The organism is Bacillus salitolerans (assembly GCF_042680805.1).
Lineage (GTDB): Bacteria > Bacillota > Bacilli > Bacillales > SA4 > Bacillus_CJ > Bacillus_CJ salitolerans.
Map to the genome: position 1 here is coordinate 12,943 of NZ_JBHUEM010000046.1, position 17,594 is coordinate 30,536.

Genomic DNA, 17,594 nt, shown 5'->3' on the forward strand with positions numbered 1-17,594 from the left:
TAGGGCGCTTGAGAGAACGTTAAGCTTCGTCACATTCTCGCCTTGAAAATAATAACCAATTTTCTTCGTGCAGTTAGGGTTAATAGATATAAAACCACACTTTTTAGTACGATTTATTACATGTTTGTTATATTCGAGAAAAAGCGAGAGGCTATGCCTGACCTAATTATGGACTATTGCTTTTTCATAATACCTGCTGCTTGAAGCTTTGCTAATAGCTTGTTAAAGTCTGCTACTAACTCAGGTAGTGTAGTTGCAGTAGAGTCAGCTTGGTGATCTATCTGAAAACTAACCTCATCGGGTTGTATCTTAACTAGAGTGCCTAATCCGGGTATAAGCTTTTTTCCCTCGTGTGCCATGGTTATCACCTCGTTTCAAATTAAACTGATTTTCCAAGGGGAGTCGCTGTAGTACCAATCCACTTGATGCAATTTTAATTCATCAATACCATCATACAGTACTTATTGTATATTTCCTGTTCCTATCACTTTAACAAATCCTTATGTGACATAGATTGAAACAATGATGATGAACCAGGAATATGATCGAGACTTTGGCAAATTTCTTCATGTAGTTCATCCAAACCCCGCTGCTTTTTGGCCATAGGTCTTCCAAACCACCGCATGAAAAAAGGAGCAGCGTTCGATTACTCCTAAAGAAGGAGATGAATTTTATCACATCTCTTTATTAAACTTGAACCGGTAATAAGTGCAATATACAAGAATGAGCAGATAGGCAAAAAATAATAGCAATAACACCATTAAATCTATACCCATTAAGGCAAATGCTGACAATAAGGCTCCAAACACAAAAATCATCAAGTCATACGCTTTCGCTTTTGCCTGATTGGAGATTGCCAAATTACGCTCATCTTTCTTGTCAATCTCCAACTGCTTTGCTGCGGCAGGAGCACTCTTCATTGCGCGTTGGAGGAGTATTTCTCCCATACCGTGACCAAAAATAGCACAGCCCACCCCAAAACAGATATAAGGCAATGCTCCCAGCATACCTTGTGGATCTTCAATTGTCTTGATAAAGTACAGACCACCTACTAGTAGACCTACACCTACAACGGTAAGAATGAAAGCTGAAATAGATTTTTTCATACCTTTTCGTCCTCCTCATAAATAAAGATTTCTTCTATAGTCATACCGAAAAAACGTGCAATCTTGAATGCTAAAAGAATCGATGGGTTATAACGACCGTTTTCCAGCGAACCGATAGTTTGCCTGGATACTTCAAGAGCCTTTGCTAATTCTTCTTGTTTAATTCCGCGTTGCTTGCGGATTTTTTCTAAACGGTTATTCATGCGTTCACCCTCCTTTTGGAAAGTTAGCTTTCCGTAAGAAAAGTATAATATGCAACGCAAGGGATGTCAAGTCTACTTTCCATATTAGGAATGCTTTTTATTTCCAGATGGGATAATAATGTCATTGTCCAGATATAATATTCGGCTTTTCAATACCGATAGACCAATAGAACACTACAAAAAAAAATTGTGTGAGATGAAATGGCTCGTCAAAGAAATGACCGAGGATATAGATTTTGCGCTTCATGGATGGTTAAAGGTACTAATGTTGAATAAGCACGACGAAAAAACAACAGATTAATGTAATGCGCAGTACAACCTTACAGCACATTAAAACAATATCTATTTTGCTACCTTTGTGAAAGAATGTACTGATATGAACGAATCTGTCAATGCTCCCTACACAAATTGATTTTGGTTTCGATTTTTGGGCAACTTTAGGAAGAGAAGCATTTTTCGGTTTTTTGCCTATTGGTTGTGTTTATGCCTTTCAAAGCTAGGGGGATCTCCTTCTTAGCTTACTGACGGGGCAACTCAATCTCTATATTGGCTGTCAAGTGCTTTCCTTGACAGTTAATATGGTGATTGAGACATTTTTCAAAGCTGAGAATGAATAAATTTCTCCTTTCATTTTGATAATAAAAAGTTAAGCACACGGCACGAGGCAAAAACCTCAACTGCGGTTAGCACTCTGATATTCGTGGGTTTCACATTTTATCTTTCTGTATAAAGGAGCTTCCACTAACTTAAAACGTGCGTTAGCCTGTGGTCTAACCGTTTATGAATTCGATATATAATTGGAAGATATCCAATTACGATTATCCAGCTGCAGTGTAGTTGAAAAGTAAAATGTAAGGCTTTTCATGAGGTAAAAATAAATGAGAAAATGCTTATAGTTAGTAGTTTTGAAGAATACCGCAAATATGTTACAAATCCAAAGGTAAATGAAGTTTAATTTTCTTAAAGGTTTGAGCATAAGGCTCGGAGGCAGAGGTAAAAACCGGTATGGAGAAACAACGAAATCGATTTTTAAGTCTTTTGTATGTATATTTACTGATTATTAATTTAATATACAGTATAGCAGTAATGTTTTTACAAACGGGGTCTATTCTTCAAGAAGGAGATGGGCTTTTTTTCTTGTAGAATTGAGCAGTTTAGCTAAAAGAAGAAGGGGAGAGTTATATGAGTGAGCAAGGTCAATCTTTGAATAAACTTATTGATTTAGAAGATGGATTGAGATTAGTTTATCAAGAACCCAAAGAATACATTCGATATTATTCTATTTACTATGGACAAAAATATGCAGACTACTTTTTTAGAAGGTCTTCGGAGACATTAATAGAAATCGCATCCATTTTTGACTGCGGATATTTTATCATGAAAGATGAAAAAATTATTGGTGGTGTATTCCTAAAACCAAATTTTATGTCAGATTTATTTGTTGTTCCACCCTATGAAGATTATTATGAAGAGTTAGTCCACAGGCTTTTAAACTATTTAAAAAAGGTATCGAAGACTGAAGAGAAAATAATCCTGAGAGAAATTTTAGAAGAACATGTTACAACTTATGAACAACAAGGATGCCATGTTCATGAAGTAAATTATTGGATGATTCGTCCAACACAATCAATAAAGCCAATCCTTCCTGAAGGGTATATCTCTAAACCTGTTTTAGGTGAAGATATAGATGATATAGCATGTTTAATTATGAAATCCTATAAAGCAAATCCAGCTTATAAACGAATCGGAACCAAAGAGGATTATTCTAATCACGTAAAGGAGTTCATAGAAAAATATCAAAATAATAAAATCATGGATGAGTGTTCAAGAGTTATGATAGAACAGACAACGAACAACATTGTTGGTGTATGTCTGCACATGGAATTCGAAGACTATCCTCTAATCATGAGTTTAGCCGTAGACCCTGAACATCAACATAAAGGTCTTGGGCGATTTTTGTTAACCCATTCTATAAACATATCAAGTAAAGAGTACCCAGCTACCCGTTTAGCTGTAATCAAAGATAATCCTGCGATTAAGCTTTATGAAGACCTTGGATTCATAAGAAATAAATCAATAACTGATATGCATGTTTAAATGTTAAAAATTCGAAACTCAGTTCACCTGCAAGAAATGCATTAGTTCTCGAAAGAACTATCCAAGTTCACTGAAAAGGGAGCGTGTGTCAATAAGTGCAGTCGCTACTTTTACTAATGTCAAAAGTTATGTTGAAAATAAAGGGTTATTTGAAGCAAAGTAGAATTTGAACTTCTAAATACTTTTTTGGGGGAGGTATTAATGGGGACTAATGTAATTGGACAAAAGGTGAATGTTGGAGGAACTGAGCTATATTACGAATATATGGGTGAGTCTATTGACGATCCTACAATAGTCTTTGACTCTGGTTTTGCATGGGGACTAGAAAATTGGGAGCCAATTAGGAAAGAAGTTTCATCGTTTGCTAATATGTTTATGTACGATCGAGCCAATGTTGGTAAAAGTGAGAATTCGAATAAAGCTAAACATAGTAAACAAAACATAGTTAATCTTAGAACTTTACTTCAAAAATTAGAAATAAAACCTCCTTATATATTAGTAGGGCATTCATTTGGAGGTGTTAATGTTAGATTATATGCGAGTACATATCCAGAAGAAGTTATAGGGGTAATTCTTTTAGATTCATGTCATGAAGACCAAAACAAAAAAATGGTCCCTTTATGGAATAAAGAATTACAAGAAGATTACTACAATGGCTTTCAATATGAAAGTTCGATTAGTGAATTTGAGGAAAGTTTAGAACAAGTAAGGGGTGTTAAAACATTAGGTAAGTTACCATTAACAGTGGTAACTGGTGGTACACAACCACATCATACACCCGAAGCTTGGTCATATTGGATGTCTTTTCAAAAAGATTTAGCTAAATTGTCCTCTAAAAGTAAACATATTATTGTCAAGGATGCTGGACATGCTATCCATATTGACTGCCCCAGTATTGTTTCGGATTTGATTAGAGAAATGGTTGAGACAGTTATTAAGTAGATATTCAACAATCGGGAGGGTATTGTGAAAAATAGAGAGTCACTGATCCGCTGGATTAGTGACTCTTATAGTTGAAATGAAAAAGTTGCTTAATTGATTAAGAAAAATTTAAGGCTAACTCTAGGAGGAGTTGCTCCCTTTTTTGTTGGCGTGTCCAGCAAGTCGTTAATTGCTAACAGGTTAAAGACCAGTCAGGTAAAAACCAAGTCGCCTAGTAGCTAACAGGCAACTGATGGAGTAATCCTAAGATTGAAGCCCTGTAAGGCAACTTTACAGGTTGTAACATAAAGTGAATCCTGCCGCTCGTCAAGGGCAACCTGGTAACAGGACAAAGAGAGCCTTTCAATAAGGGGCGAAGACCATGGAAGGTGTATAGAACTTAACTTGGAATAACACCTAAGAATCACTCGGGTATTGGGATCGACATGGAAAGAAATTAGTTCATATAGAAAAAAGAAAGTCTATAGGCATAAGCGATATGGTGGACTTAGAGAGGGAGTTGGAGGAGGTCATAGTATCAATGATTATCATGACAGCACAACATGACATAGGGAATTTGCTCATGTGTTTGAAGGAGGTAAGAGTGACTAAATGGTATCAAAATAGCTAGTATAGTTAGCACTTTTGGAAATAAGAATTCATTTATCAGTAATTCCAAGTTTTTCAGCAAGTGAGGTTTTTTTATTAGATACGCAAAATGTTGATTTGTAAATCTCTTTCACATAATAAGATCAATTTCTTGAGAAGGCTTAGTCTCAAGTGGAGCAGCGAATCTTGCCCACTTCGATTGTCAAATTTACCTTCTTTATATTCTTAAACCCATTGGTCAACCATAATTGGACGAAGCTCATATCTCTGTCCTACTAAAACAGCATTTCCTTTCTCAATTGCTTCATTAGCAACCTGTATATTGAATTCTTTTGGATGTCTAGTCCTCTTCATTGATGTCAGCTCCTTTGATATTATTAGTATAAAAAATACCTAATGTGAGCTGTCAAAGTTTAATTCTGGGGCTTAATAGTTTTTTACAAGCAAACGTACAGGTCAGTGTTCAAGGTATTTATAAATTATTAATTGGAGGCGAATTAACTTTTTTGTTAAATGAATGAAAGCTACAAATATGATTATAAGAATAGGCAAGCACATTAAATGCTTACCTATTCTTAAAAAGGACTATACTTTTTGAATATTCAATGCTTATCTTAAAGATGGCATTCTAAAAAATGAGTTAAACCTAGAGTTTGTATTATTTATAAAGAATGCAACTTTAATAACCAAATTAATTAAGGTTGAAACTAAGCTGATGAGAATATTCAAAGTATATCCCTCCCCATTATTTTTAGTGTTAAGTGATAACACTATCTCTATTGTTTATCTGATAGACAACAATTATTCCATTTAAAACTTATAAAATGATGATTCAAAAACATGATAGTATTAACTATTCTTTGTAGGAAAGTATAGTTTACTTCTTTATTATTTTGGATCTATCTTCCATTTGTGGAGGTTCCTCCATCCATCCGTTCTTTATCATAATTTTTATTCCTTCATTTGTGTAAAAATAAATGTCTTTAGCTATTATGGCTTGTTTCACTGTTAAATCATTTCTTAAACTGAAAATTGAGCCAAAACTCGATCCGACAATTCCGAATCCATTTAGTAAATAAATACAAAACATCATAAGTTTTTGGGAAAATGGAGCTGTAGTCGAAGTAGTAACTGTACTTCCAGAAGTAGCAGAAAACTGAACTTCGGCATCTAGTAGAATCTCTTCAAAAATTTTTATCTGTTTTTTCGCAAGTTCTTTTCCCTTTACAAAATATTGTTTAACTTCTTTGTCATCTGCACATTGTGCAAAACCAGTAATCAGTTGCTTACCAATATTATTTGTTTCAATTCCATGATGGAGAGTTCCTAATTCAATGGCGTTCAATGCCCTTTCATTACTAAAGAGTGTAAATCCATTCAAATAGCTTGTATTTTTTATAAACTCCGTTGTTTTAGGCATGGTCACTTTTGGTGGTAAGGTAAGTATCCCTCTATTCAGTAAATAAAGGGTTGATAATTTATAAATCCTATGAGTGATAGTCGTTAGTCTTTCATAAATTGACATTATATCTTCACGGTAGGACATATTCATATTTAATGTGTACATACCCATACTAATTTCTTTTAAAATACGAATAAACATAATATCAAATCCATTGTCATATAACTTTGGTGCTTCTAAATTTACATCTTCACTAGTAAATCCTTTAGGAATGGCTATACCTTCATTTTCAAATATACCTTTTATTTTATCAACAAAAAGGTCCAGCTCTTGCCATAAACCTCCCATAATATTTATAGCTTGTTGATCATCAGACTTTTCGATAAAATATTCTAATACTCTTAGTATTAATGTTTTTTCTTGGTAAGTAAGCCATAATGTTCCAATTTCAGATGAGCTAATAGGGTTTTTTACATTCAATACTTACTACCTCCATTTAGTTTTTTTTTTATTGTTCCATAAGAGAAAATTTTTATTATTGCTAATACAAATCACAATGATAATAAACTGGAAGACTATGTATTCAAACACATACAACTAGAAGGACTGAGTAAATGTTTTGCTTTAATGTTAGATAATAGAAAACAATTTGATGAAAAAACTTGGTAGTCCATAACCAGTAACGGTATATATGCACCTGAGTTAAATGAATTAGATACTTATTAATAATTTAATACTATTAGCACGGGGTATATAACTGCACAACACGAATTAAATCGATGGTATGAAATAGTTGGAAAAGAAGGTCTGTAAGATCTTATTCGTGCAATATCTAAAGGTGAAAATTTTGAAACCTGTTATAAAACCGATTGAGAATAGAAAAGCTAATTAGTAAAATTTTAAAGTCAGATGTTATTGAACTCAATGTTGCTTTTTTTTAAGCGAAACGTGGTCAGTAGTTAATGGTCTCATTTTTTCGGAGGAAGGACTAAAAAATTATTCCTATTGAAGTATAGGGACAGAAAAGTACAACATGGATTGTTACTAATATTAAGTCAAATATTAATCTGATAATAATGGAGGGTGTAATATATGGGGAAAGTTCTTGGTACATTTTTATTGCTTATGTTTATTAATGTCATTCTATTTATGGTCTTAGGAAGCTTTTTTATGAGTGATATCCAATATGAAACACCAATTTACACATTTAGCACAATAATAATTATATTGTTAACCATACTAATATCTATACTCGTGTATATAATAAGTTTATTGAAAGAGAAGCTATAATTTCACTAACGGATGCTTTACTACAAAAGAATAACCCTAAAGATTAAAGACATTGCTAATTTCACAATGCCATTAATTCTGTGCAATATTTGGTTCATTTTTAAATCGGTAAGCTGAGGGCTAATATAATAAATTTGTTTAATTATTAGTGTCCTTAAAAAACTGCCTGTAATGAAATTGAAGTCGTACAATTTCTCCATCATTATTTCGTTTAAATCTGACTACTTTACTCTGATCTCTTATTAATAGTAGGAATGTATCTTTTCCAATACAATCAACAGGAATGTTCCCGCATGTAAGATATTCATCTTTTAGACCTACTTTCAAACAATCTCCTCCAATTGATCTATATGTGCCTACATAATCATTTAAATCTTTCGGTCGACACTTTGTCCTATTTTTTATAGGACTATATTCAAATTCTAGATGATTTATTATATTGATAGCTCCATTTAATATAGTCGGTGATGGAACACCAGCTAGATTGGTTAAAATTATCCCTGTTATATGTCTTTCAGGCAATTTAGTTATTCCAATGACTGTTTTTCCTAATTAGGAGCAACTGATGTTTAACATTTCGAAATCCAAATCCTTTTTCATAGGTTCAACAAGGGGTAACTATTTATTTTGAGGTAAAATATTCCATTATAAAGGAGGATATACCATTAATCTTGTAGAAATAAATTCTATCTAAAAAAAGAGGTGGAATACTAATGATAGTTAAAGCTACAGATAAAGATATAGAATTTATACTTACTAAGGCTACAGATGCTGCTAGTGAAGGAGTCCAACAAGAAATAAGTTCTGAGAAAGCAGAAGCTTTATTTACAAATATCTTAAAAAATGACGGCTATTATTTAGTTTACAAAAACAGTGAAGATGAAGTTGGTGGATGGATATTATTGGGTGAAAATAAAGATTACTTCACCGATATAAAACATGGATTTATTTATGATATTTATGTATTACCATCATTTAGAGGTAAGAGCATTTCAAAAAACCTTATTATTGAAGGTATAAACTCATTGAAATCTAAAGGATTTAATGAGATTAGGTTAAATGTATATTCCAGTAATCACGCAAAGGAAATATACAAAAAATTAGGATTTGAAGACTTACATTCAATTATGACAATCTCGGTTTAAGTTGTTTATAAGAAGGTGACAAGAGTAAGTGCATAATCAAAGAGATATCCACTTTTTTTCTTAGTAATGTGTGTAACTTGCACTTAAAATAATAGGCAGGAATGTATAAGATGAAAGAAGAAATGGTTACGATGTCTGTTAGATAGAGAGAAGGAAGTAACTTGCGGCAAAGTATTTTAATTTAGTCATTTTCTTATTTACCGTATTATTTATTTCTGCACGTGGTAAAAGTGTGGGAGACAATGGAGATTATCCTTTCGGGCATTATGAAGATGAAAAAATGATAGGAACTATATGGGAAAAACGAGATAAATAGGTCCTGATATTACAGATGAAGGATACTCCTATACTGCTAAATTATCAAAAGAAACAGTCATTAAACAAAAAGATGAAACGGAAGCATCTTTCAATAAATGTATAAAAGGGGCAAAAAGTGTTAATCAATCCGCCAAGAGAGATTGATTTTGATGGTCATCCAGATGGGTTGAATCCTTTAACGATTAGCCATATAGCTAAAACCAATTGTTGAATCGCTATTGGAATGTTCAACATCATGTAAGTTGCATCCAGACCGATGAAGCGAATCATAAACAATAAGCTTGCCGATATGGACAATGTAGATCCAATAAGACCCCAACCTGACAACCAACGTGGAATTAATTTTCTTTGGTAAAATATGCAGTTAAACAAGAGCATAGCCAAAACAAATGCCAGTGTTGTTGCCACATGGTTCACCAAGTCACGTCCTGCCTTTAACAATCCACCTAAAGTCTGGAAATACGAAAAATCCGGAGTTCCAGCTTTTGCAAATTCGTGGCTTAATATCAATAGCAACAGAAGAATGATTACACCAATTATTATGAACACACCCGCAATAATACCGAAAGCAACAGATCCAAGAGCTAAATCTTTATTATGCTTACTTAAAATCGGATACATCAAAATAGGAATACCAACATATGCAATAACCATCAACAACTGGAAAAATGCTCCTATTAGTACGTGGTTTCCATATATAATAGCCTTGAAAATGTAGTCTGCTCCATCAATAACAGGAACAACACTAAATATTCCAGTAACCATCCCGCCTATTAATAACACTCCAGTAAGTAATGCAGACCTTCTACCTGGAATTGTACTCTTTCTCAACATATTTATCCTCCCTATAATACCTACTAGTTAGAATAATATGACAGGAAAAGGTAAGATAACACATAAACATTAGTATGATTAGGCCTCTGTCAAGAAAGTGGACACTATCAAAAATATGATTTTGTCTTTAGATGAATATGTTTCCTATTGTAAAAAAACTAACTATATCTTTATATTGTTCCACGCTTTTTCTATTGTCTAGATAAGGTCTGCAGTATATGAGAATTAAGTCACGCCTATGTAGCTAAGTTGGCAGATGCTTAGGGGAAGTACCAATTATGAGGTCAAAAGGCATAAATAGGTTGGCAGAAAAGCTCATTGAGAACAGAAGACAGGTTTATTAATCAGTGAGAGCAAAGCACCTTAACCGATGTTCAGGAGACACTCGAAACTGGAGTCTGGTCAATCAAGTATGGTTGAATTCAAAGGCTATAGCTAATCAAGCTGAGGAAAACAAGTCTACTAATCTATTGAATGTAAAAGGATCGCGACAACTATCTTAACAAACAGCTAACACGCTGAGGTAGATTTGATCAGGTAATACACACCCTCTTTTTTTGTAGATTCAAAATACAATGATAAATATTATGTAATCAGCGCCTGATAGTCCCATAAACATAATAGTTGATGTTTGCATAATGAGGTGTTAAGTAACAGAAATGGGACGGTTCGTTACTTACTTTTGGGGAGAAGAACCGTCCTTTGTTTTTACATAGTGAATGATACAGACTGTTTATGAATTTACATATAAGTTAGTTGACTCATTTTTCTTGAAATTACCTGAATAAACCGTGTACCCCATTGCTACGTAAGCCAATCCCCAAACAAAGGCAAACCAATCACTCAGAAATGGAATGCTAAGAGTGAGGACGGTTAAGATGTGGAGAATGGGAATCCAGATTGGAAATACTTTTGCTCGGATTGTAACGTAAGCAAGAAGGAGGGTTCCAATTGCCATTCCAATTCCGATTGTCATGCCTGTAATCATGGTGAAAACGTTGTCTTCTGCATAGTCTCCATAACCAAGGATTCCATAAATATCTCCTGATATTAGGATATTTCCTAAAGTTAATAGGAAGATGGAGATTAGTCCTAATACACCTGTTTGTTTGGCTTGTGGCAAGTAAAAGGCAATCGATGAAAAGGCCATTAAGATACTGGCAATATAGCCGCATAGAAGCTCAGGTGTACTATCAGTTCCCCAAATTAAACCTGTTGGGGTCATACTCAATCGAACTACTCCAGCAAGTATACTAATGAAAGCAAAAGCTTTTATGACTTGATTAATGTTCATTTTGAATTCCTCCATAAATCTATTTTTGTTTTTACTCTTATACTTTATCAACCGATATTCCCCCATTACGAGAGTAGGGTTACCTAGTGGTGTCAGGAAGTTTTGTATAGGTAATTTCGGGAAAAGTGAGAGACTCTGTATTGGATATATACATTGATAATTTCGTGATGTTATAATTTTCCTAAGAAACCTCAGGAATAGGGAGAAATGAACAGTGACAGTTCCTGTAACGAATGATGTTAAACTAATAGAAAAAAAACATGCCCCATATATATTTCTTTTTAAAGCAGGTGTGCTGTTCTTCGTTGTATTTTCGTCTTTTTACTATATTCGTCATGTTCCAGAGTACTATGAAAAACTGAGGTCCTGTATTCTTGAATCTTGTGGATCCTTTGGCCCTCCTCCAACCTCTTTGGAAGGGTTGATTCATAGCGGGTTATCGGTGGATTCCTATGCTCTATTATTAGTGTTATCAGATCTCTTTCTTACATTTTTTTTTCTGTTAACGGCTGTTATTATTCTTTGGAAAAGTAAAGGAACCATCTTGAGTTATATTGCGATGCTTGGTATGGTGGCCTATGGAGCTACGTTTCCGTCCTTGTTGTATGTGTCAACAGAAGGAAATGTGGTCATGGAGTGGTGGACTGAGGGGATCGCTGGAGTAGGCCGCATTGCTCTATTTTTGTTTCTCATGCTGTTTCCAAATGGAAAATGGGTGCCTAAATGGGCCTATTGTGTGTTTGTCCCTTTTAGCTTGATACAGCTCATGAATGTTCTTTTCCCAGTGACGATGTTCGATTTACAAAACTGGTCAGTGCACGTAAGAATGCTCTATTATGTGACAATGATTTGTCTTATTCTCTATTTACAAGTTTACCGATACCGCCATATATCTACGTCAGAGGAGAAGCTGCAAACAAAATGGATAGTATACGGCATGATTTTGTCGTTTTCTGGATTTATTGGAACAAGCGCTTTTTTTGTGTTCTCTCAAGCTATTGATCCAATTCTCTATGTTTTTTATAATTTCGTGCTTAATCTATTTGTTTCCATTATTCCGCTAACCGTTTCATTTGGCATTTTACGCAAACGTCTTTGGGATATAGCCCCTCTTGTGAATCGTACTATTCTCTATGGACTCCTATCCTTAACGGTTGTAATCCTCTATTCATTATTGGTTATCTACTTAGGTAATCTCTTTAAAACAGAAGAAAATTTTATTCTTTCATTAGTTGCTACTTCGGTTGTTGCCGTCTTATTTACACCGATAAAAGAAAAATTACAAAAGCTAATTAACCGATTGTTGAAAGGAAAACATGATGATCCCTATTCGGTGCTAGCTGCTCTAGGAAAGCAACTGATTAAACGAATCTCTCCGGGTGAAATGCTCGAAGTCATTGTGAAGGAAGTCCGAGATGCCCTCCGGCTACCTTATGTTGGAATTTCACTAGAGATTGGGGGGGTGGATAAGCTAGCAACATCTTCTGGTTCGACCAAACATGATATGTATACGTTTCCCATTATTTATAGCGGAGAAGAACTCGGTTTTCTTCATCTATCAAGTCGTTCCCCAGGTGAGGTATTTACATCTGAGGATTATAAGCTCATCGATGTCATGATACGGCAAACTGGTCCGATTGTTCAAAATGTAAACATGTCCCTTGGGATGAAGCTTTTAGCAGATGATTTACAAAAGTCTCGTGAAAAGCTTGTGTTAGCAAGGGAGAAAGAACGGTTAGAAATTCGTCGAAATCTTCATGATGAGTTAGCACCAAGGCTTATGTCTCTTGCATTTAACGTAGCAGCGGCTCAGCAATATGTAAAGAAAGATCCAGAAACCGCCAATCAACTATTAGAGGAATTAAGGTCAGTAATCCGCGGGACAGTCGAAGATATTCGATCGATGGTTCATGGTTTACGTCCACCAACGCTTGATGAATTTGGTTTAATCGGGTCGATTAAGCTACGAATTCAGGAACTTCAACAACTCTCAAATCATGGTCAAGCAGCTGTACAAATCCGTATAGAAGTACCGGATCAACTTCCATCACTGCCGGCTGCCATTGAGGTTGCCGCCTACCGAATTGTAACAGAATCACTGGTCAATGTAGTGCGACACGCTAACGCAACCCATTGTCAAGTTGCAATCAAAAATATAGACGAAAAATTGCTAGTGATTGAAGTAACCGATAATGGAATCGGAATTCCTTCTCATATAAAAGACATGGGGAATGGTATCGGTTTAAAATCGATTCGGGAAAGGGCGGCCGAGCTCAGTGGGCATTGTGTTATGGAACGAGGGAAATCGGGAGGGACAAGGATAAAGGCAACACTACCTTTTTCAATTGAGGGGGAAAACAATGAACATATTACTTGCGGATGATCATCCATTGTTCCGCGGTGGAGTGAGAAATCTTATTCTAACGACAGAGGACTTAATGGTGGTGGGGGAAGCTTCAACCGGTGATGAAGCGATTGAGTTAGCTGAATCTTTGCGACCGGATGTCATACTGATGGATATTCGAATGCCAGGCAAAAACGGGATTGAAGCGACAAGAATCATTCGAGAAAAATGCCCGGAAATGAAAATCCTGATTCTAACGATGATGCGGAATGATAAGTCAGTCTTTACAGCCATGCAAATGGGAGCAATGGGATATGTGTTAAAGGACGCTGGAGAAATGGAACTATTGCAATCGATTAGAATGGTTGGCAATGGGGGAGCTGTGTTCAGCTCGGATATTGCTTCTAGAATGATGGATTATTTTACTGTAAATGAAAAAAATGTGGGGAGAAATTCTGTACTTTCTTCCTTATCAGGAAGGGAGCTACAAATCTTGGAGCTTATCAGTCAACAAAAATCCAATTCTCAAATTGCAACACTTCTAGAGTTAAGTCCCAAAACCATTGCCAATCATATATCCAATATTTTAAATAAACTACAGGTTGTCGATCGTCATGAAGCAAAAATGCTTTATCAGCAAGGTAGGGAGATGTTTGAGGACTAATGGAGTAATACGATGATTACTTTAAAGAAGTCTATTCTGATTGCGTAACGAAAGATTCTAAGTTAGCTGTTGCTGGATTAAAAAAACATACCTGTAATTTAGTTCCAGAAGTGAAAACATTTGTATTGGAATATACGATTTTTTCATCACAGCTACTCATGCATCAATCGAAATTCTGAATGTAATATCAAGCTGAGAAATATTGATGAAGAATCGATGTGCAATTTACGTTTAGTAATAAGAGAGAGCTTCTTATGAAGGATACAGGCAAGATATTCAGAAGGAAGTTTTCTTTTGATAGATTGACACACTATTTTGCCAGTTAGAGTAGATATGACGACCCTGAATATATAATAGAGCTTGGAGAAAAGACGTACTTTCTATGGATAGGCGAAAAATCAGGCACAATTATGTTCTCAGAAGTATCTAAAGGTTCAATTAAACAAGTTAATAGCCTTAGTTCTAAATTTTGAAAAGAGTATACTACTTTTTCTGCAAAATGAGCAGATTTGAGGAACACGAAAGCAAAAAGGGAGTTCGAATTAGAAATATAAAAAGAGCAGTATTGACGTTTGGTACGTTAAATACTGCTCTTTTCATATATCGACAAATAAAATCCACATTGAAAAAAAAGAAATCCTATGGTAATCTTATAAAGATATACATTGTATTTATAAAATTAAATATAATAACCCTTATTTTAATTATACAATGTAATCTGTTCGTTAGTCAACCCTTATATAAAAATATTTTAAGGAGTGTTTGCGATGAATTCGGAACTTCAGCAGGAGCAAAAAAGAGTAGACATTGTAATGGGGACCATTAAGGAGAATATCAGCCGGTTAGAAGAGGAAACTGCCAATCGTAGGAACGAAGTGGTTCAAATCCGCAAGCACTTTTGGGATGAAGTCAAGGTGAATACGGATACCTTTGATGATTACCTTGAAACCATCATCGGCTTGAGACAAGAGGCACAAGCTCTGTCCGTTAACCAAAGTACTTATAGACATGCATCCAAGCGTTTGTCCACGCTTCGCCGGATGCAGGAGATCCCCTACTTCGGTCGGATTGATTTTATTGAAGAAGGTACTTCAAATCAAAAACAAATTTATATTGGTATCTCCTCGCTTAGTGATCCTAGTGGTGAAGATTTCCTTATTTACGACTGGAGGGCTCCGGTCTCAAGTGTCTACTACGATTACCAGCCAGGTCCGGCTATGTATCCGACACCCGAAGGAACAATCCGAGGCAAATTGGAGAAAAAGTGGCAATATCTGATTCGCGGCGGCGTTCTTCAATCTCTGTTCGATACGAGTCTAACTATTGGAGACGAGATTTTACAGCAGGTTCTGGGTAAAGGTACTGACAAACATATGCATAATATTGTAGCTACTATTCAACAGGAGCAAAATCGGATTATCCGTCATGATCGGGGAAAGCTACTCATTGTTCACGGTGCGGCTGGCAGTGGCAAGACATCGGCTGCCCTGCAGCGGATTGCTTATTTGCTTTATAAATATCGAGAGAATCTTAATGCTGAACAAATTATTCTATTTTCTCCTAATTCGATGTTTAACAGTTACGTGTCCAATGTACTGCCGGAACTCGGTGAAGAGAATATGCAGCAGGTCACATTTCAGGAATACTTGGACCATCGGCTGAGTAAAGAGTTTCAAGTAGAAAATCCATACGAGCAATTGGAATATGTTTTAACAGCAGTAAATACACCTTCGTACAGATCAAGGGTTGTGAGTATCCGATTCAAGGCTACCACCCGTTTTTTTGAGGCGATCAAATCATATTGGGAGTCACTGGAATTATCTGGAATGGTGTTCAAAGGAATTAGCTTCAGAGGGAAAACAATTATTACTTCAAAACAACTCGCAGAAAAGTTTTATAGCAGTGACACCTCACTTCACTTTCATAGCAGACTTGAAAAATTGAAGGATTGGCTACTTAAGCAAATAGATGAAGCTGAGAAGCTCGAACGGACTAAGCCATGGGTACAGGAGGAAATCGAACTGCTTAGTAACGAGGACTACCATAAGGCATATACCTACTTAGCGGAAAAACGAGGCTTTAAAAGAGAGTCGATTCATGATTATGAAATCGAGCCTAAAGCGTTAGCCTCCTTGATTGTTCGACAGAAGTTAAAGCCTTTGCGAAAAAAGATCAAGGCGTTTCGTTTCGTCAACATTAAGGAAATATATAAGCAGTTTTATACCGATCCGATCAAGATTAATCTATGGATGGATCTACAAGCACCCGAGGATTGGCCGGACATTTGTCTATTGACTGTGAAAATGCTCGACGAAGGTAAACTATTTTACGAAGATGCCACTCCGTTTTTACTTATGAAAGAGCTGATTCTAGGCTTTCAGACAAACACTTCGATAAAACACATCGTTGTTGATGAGGCGCAAGATTATTCACCTTTTCAATTTGAGTTTTTGAAGCGTTTATTTCCTGCGGCAAAGATGACAGTACTTGGGGATTTTAATCAGGCGATATTCGCCCATGCCAGGGAAATGGTTGATTTTCACTCACTTACCAGTCTATACGGACCTGATGAAACCGAAGTGATCAATATGGCACGGAGCTACCGGTCAACAAAACCGATCATCGAGTTTACACGAAGGCTCGTTCCAAACGGTGAAAGGATAATTCCTTTCGAACGAAGCGGCGAGCAACCTGAGCTGAAACAATTGAACAATCGTGAAGAACTCCACAGCTGCATTGTTTCCAAAGTCGCAGATTTACGAAGTCAAGGTCTTAATAGTATTGCAATAATATGCAAAACTGCTGAGGAAAGTATATGTGCATATGAAGCTCTGTCCAGCAGCATCGATGAAGTTAAACTCTTGAAGAGCAGTTCGATTGAATACGAACAGGGAGTAGTTATAGTACCGTCGTATTTGTCCAAGGGTATCGAATTCGATGCCGTCATTATTTATGATGCATCGGAGAATGTATATGGTGATGAGAGCCTGCGCAGAGCTTTCTACACTGCCTGTACCAGAGCTATGCATTATTTGCAGCTCTACAGCGTAGGTGAACCGAGCCCATTTTTGCGAAACGTTTTGCGAGAAGGTTTCATCCAAGCCTGACTAGTTTGATTATACGATAAACAATATGAGGCTTTAAGCTATTAGAGTACCGCCGGAGAAACGCAGATTAATAACGACAGGAGGCGAAGAACCCAAGAATCCCTTGATATGACAACTTCTATAACAATAAAGGCGCTTTTCAGTACTAATAAAAGCGTCTTTCTTTAATTGATAAGTATAAGAATTAATTCAATATTTCATAGGGAAGGAAGCTATTCAATGATAATAAATTTACCTTAATTTTGGCTGTTAATGCATAA

15 protein-coding genes are annotated in these 17,594 nt (G+C 35.7%); 7 read left to right on the forward strand and 8 right to left on the reverse strand.

The features are described from left to right. Positions 1-173 precede the first annotated feature (173 nt). The 3 genes from ACFSCX_RS19095 to ACFSCX_RS19105 form a co-directional block, all read right to left on the reverse strand. Complete coding sequence (locus ACFSCX_RS19095; protein ID WP_377929844.1) at positions 174-359, reverse strand: hypothetical protein; 186 nt, start codon at positions 357-359, stop codon at positions 174-176. 315 nt (positions 360-674) lie between these two features. Further along, positions 675-1,106 carry a hypothetical protein gene (locus ACFSCX_RS19100; protein ID WP_377929845.1) on the reverse strand — a complete coding sequence of 144 codons (432 nt, stop codon included), beginning with the start codon at positions 1,104-1,106 and terminating at the stop codon, positions 675-677. Next, the gene (locus tag ACFSCX_RS19105) at positions 1,103-1,309 is read right to left on the reverse strand and encodes a helix-turn-helix transcriptional regulator (protein ID WP_377929846.1); all 207 of its coding nucleotides are present in this window, start codon (positions 1,307-1,309) and stop codon (positions 1,103-1,105) included. Before ACFSCX_RS19105 ends, ACFSCX_RS19100 begins: the two co-directional genes overlap by 4 nt. Before the next feature lie 1,182 nt (positions 1,310-2,491). Here ACFSCX_RS19105 and ACFSCX_RS19110 point away from each other — a divergent pair. Then, positions 2,492-3,406, forward strand: a complete 915-nt coding sequence (locus ACFSCX_RS19110; RefSeq protein ID WP_377929847.1) for a GNAT family N-acetyltransferase — start codon at positions 2,492-2,494, stop codon at positions 3,404-3,406. Between the two features lie 201 nt (positions 3,407-3,607). Further along, on the forward strand, positions 3,608-4,348 hold the full coding sequence (locus tag ACFSCX_RS19115) for an alpha/beta fold hydrolase (protein WP_377929848.1): 741 nt from the start codon (positions 3,608-3,610) through the stop codon (positions 4,346-4,348). Between the two features lie 813 nt (positions 4,349-5,161). On the opposite strand, the gene ACFSCX_RS19120 is transcribed toward ACFSCX_RS19115, so the two are convergent. After that, the gene (locus ACFSCX_RS19120) at positions 5,162-5,290 is read right to left on the reverse strand and encodes a hypothetical protein (RefSeq protein ID WP_377929849.1); all 129 of its coding nucleotides are present in this window, start codon (positions 5,288-5,290) and stop codon (positions 5,162-5,164) included. 523 nt (positions 5,291-5,813) lie between these two features. Further along, positions 5,814-6,818 (reverse strand): DUF3231 family protein, encoded by a 1,005-nt coding sequence (locus ACFSCX_RS19125; RefSeq protein ID WP_377929850.1) that lies wholly within the window; start codon positions 6,816-6,818, stop codon positions 5,814-5,816. 612 nt (positions 6,819-7,430) lie between these two features. Here ACFSCX_RS19125 and ACFSCX_RS19130 point away from each other — a divergent pair. Then, on the forward strand, positions 7,431-7,628 hold the full coding sequence (locus tag ACFSCX_RS19130) for a hypothetical protein (protein WP_377929851.1): 198 nt from the start codon (positions 7,431-7,433) through the stop codon (positions 7,626-7,628). A gap of 138 nt (positions 7,629-7,766) precedes the next feature. On the opposite strand, the gene ACFSCX_RS19135 is transcribed toward ACFSCX_RS19130, so the two are convergent. Further along, complete coding sequence (locus ACFSCX_RS19135) at positions 7,767-7,955, reverse strand: hypothetical protein (RefSeq protein WP_377929852.1); 189 nt, start codon at positions 7,953-7,955, stop codon at positions 7,767-7,769. 386 nt (positions 7,956-8,341) lie between these two features. On the opposite strand from ACFSCX_RS19135, the gene ACFSCX_RS19140 reads away from it, so the two are divergent. Continuing rightward, positions 8,342-8,773, forward strand: a complete 432-nt coding sequence (locus ACFSCX_RS19140; RefSeq protein WP_377929853.1) for a GNAT family N-acetyltransferase — start codon at positions 8,342-8,344, stop codon at positions 8,771-8,773. 471 nt (positions 8,774-9,244) lie between these two features. Here the strand turns inward: ACFSCX_RS19140 and ACFSCX_RS19145 are convergent, their stop codons facing one another. Further along, a complete protein-coding gene (locus tag ACFSCX_RS19145) occupies positions 9,245-9,925 on the reverse strand; it encodes a DUF4386 domain-containing protein (RefSeq protein WP_377929854.1) in 681 nt (226 codons plus the stop codon). Between the two features lie 733 nt (positions 9,926-10,658). Further along, positions 10,659-11,219: a hypothetical protein gene (locus ACFSCX_RS19150; RefSeq protein WP_377929855.1), complete on the reverse strand. Its 561-nt coding sequence runs from the start codon at positions 11,217-11,219 to the stop codon at positions 10,659-10,661. A gap of 214 nt (positions 11,220-11,433) precedes the next feature. Between ACFSCX_RS19150 and ACFSCX_RS19155 the strand changes: the two genes are divergently transcribed. The 3 genes from ACFSCX_RS19155 to helD all read left to right on the forward strand — a co-directional run bounded on the left by ACFSCX_RS19155 (position 11,434) and on the right by helD (position 17,334). Beyond that, positions 11,434-13,602 (forward strand): sensor histidine kinase, encoded by a 2,169-nt coding sequence (locus ACFSCX_RS19155; protein WP_377929856.1) that lies wholly within the window; start codon positions 11,434-11,436, stop codon positions 13,600-13,602. Continuing rightward, complete coding sequence (locus ACFSCX_RS19160) at positions 13,580-14,227, forward strand: response regulator (RefSeq protein ID WP_377929857.1); 648 nt, start codon at positions 13,580-13,582, stop codon at positions 14,225-14,227. The genes ACFSCX_RS19155 and ACFSCX_RS19160 overlap by 23 nt, the downstream gene beginning before the upstream one ends. 767 nt (positions 14,228-14,994) lie before the next feature. Continuing rightward, entirely contained in the window at positions 14,995-17,334 is a 2,340-nt protein-coding gene (gene helD, locus ACFSCX_RS19165; protein ID WP_377929858.1) for an RNA polymerase recycling motor HelD, read from the forward strand. Positions 17,335-17,594 lie beyond the last annotated feature (260 nt).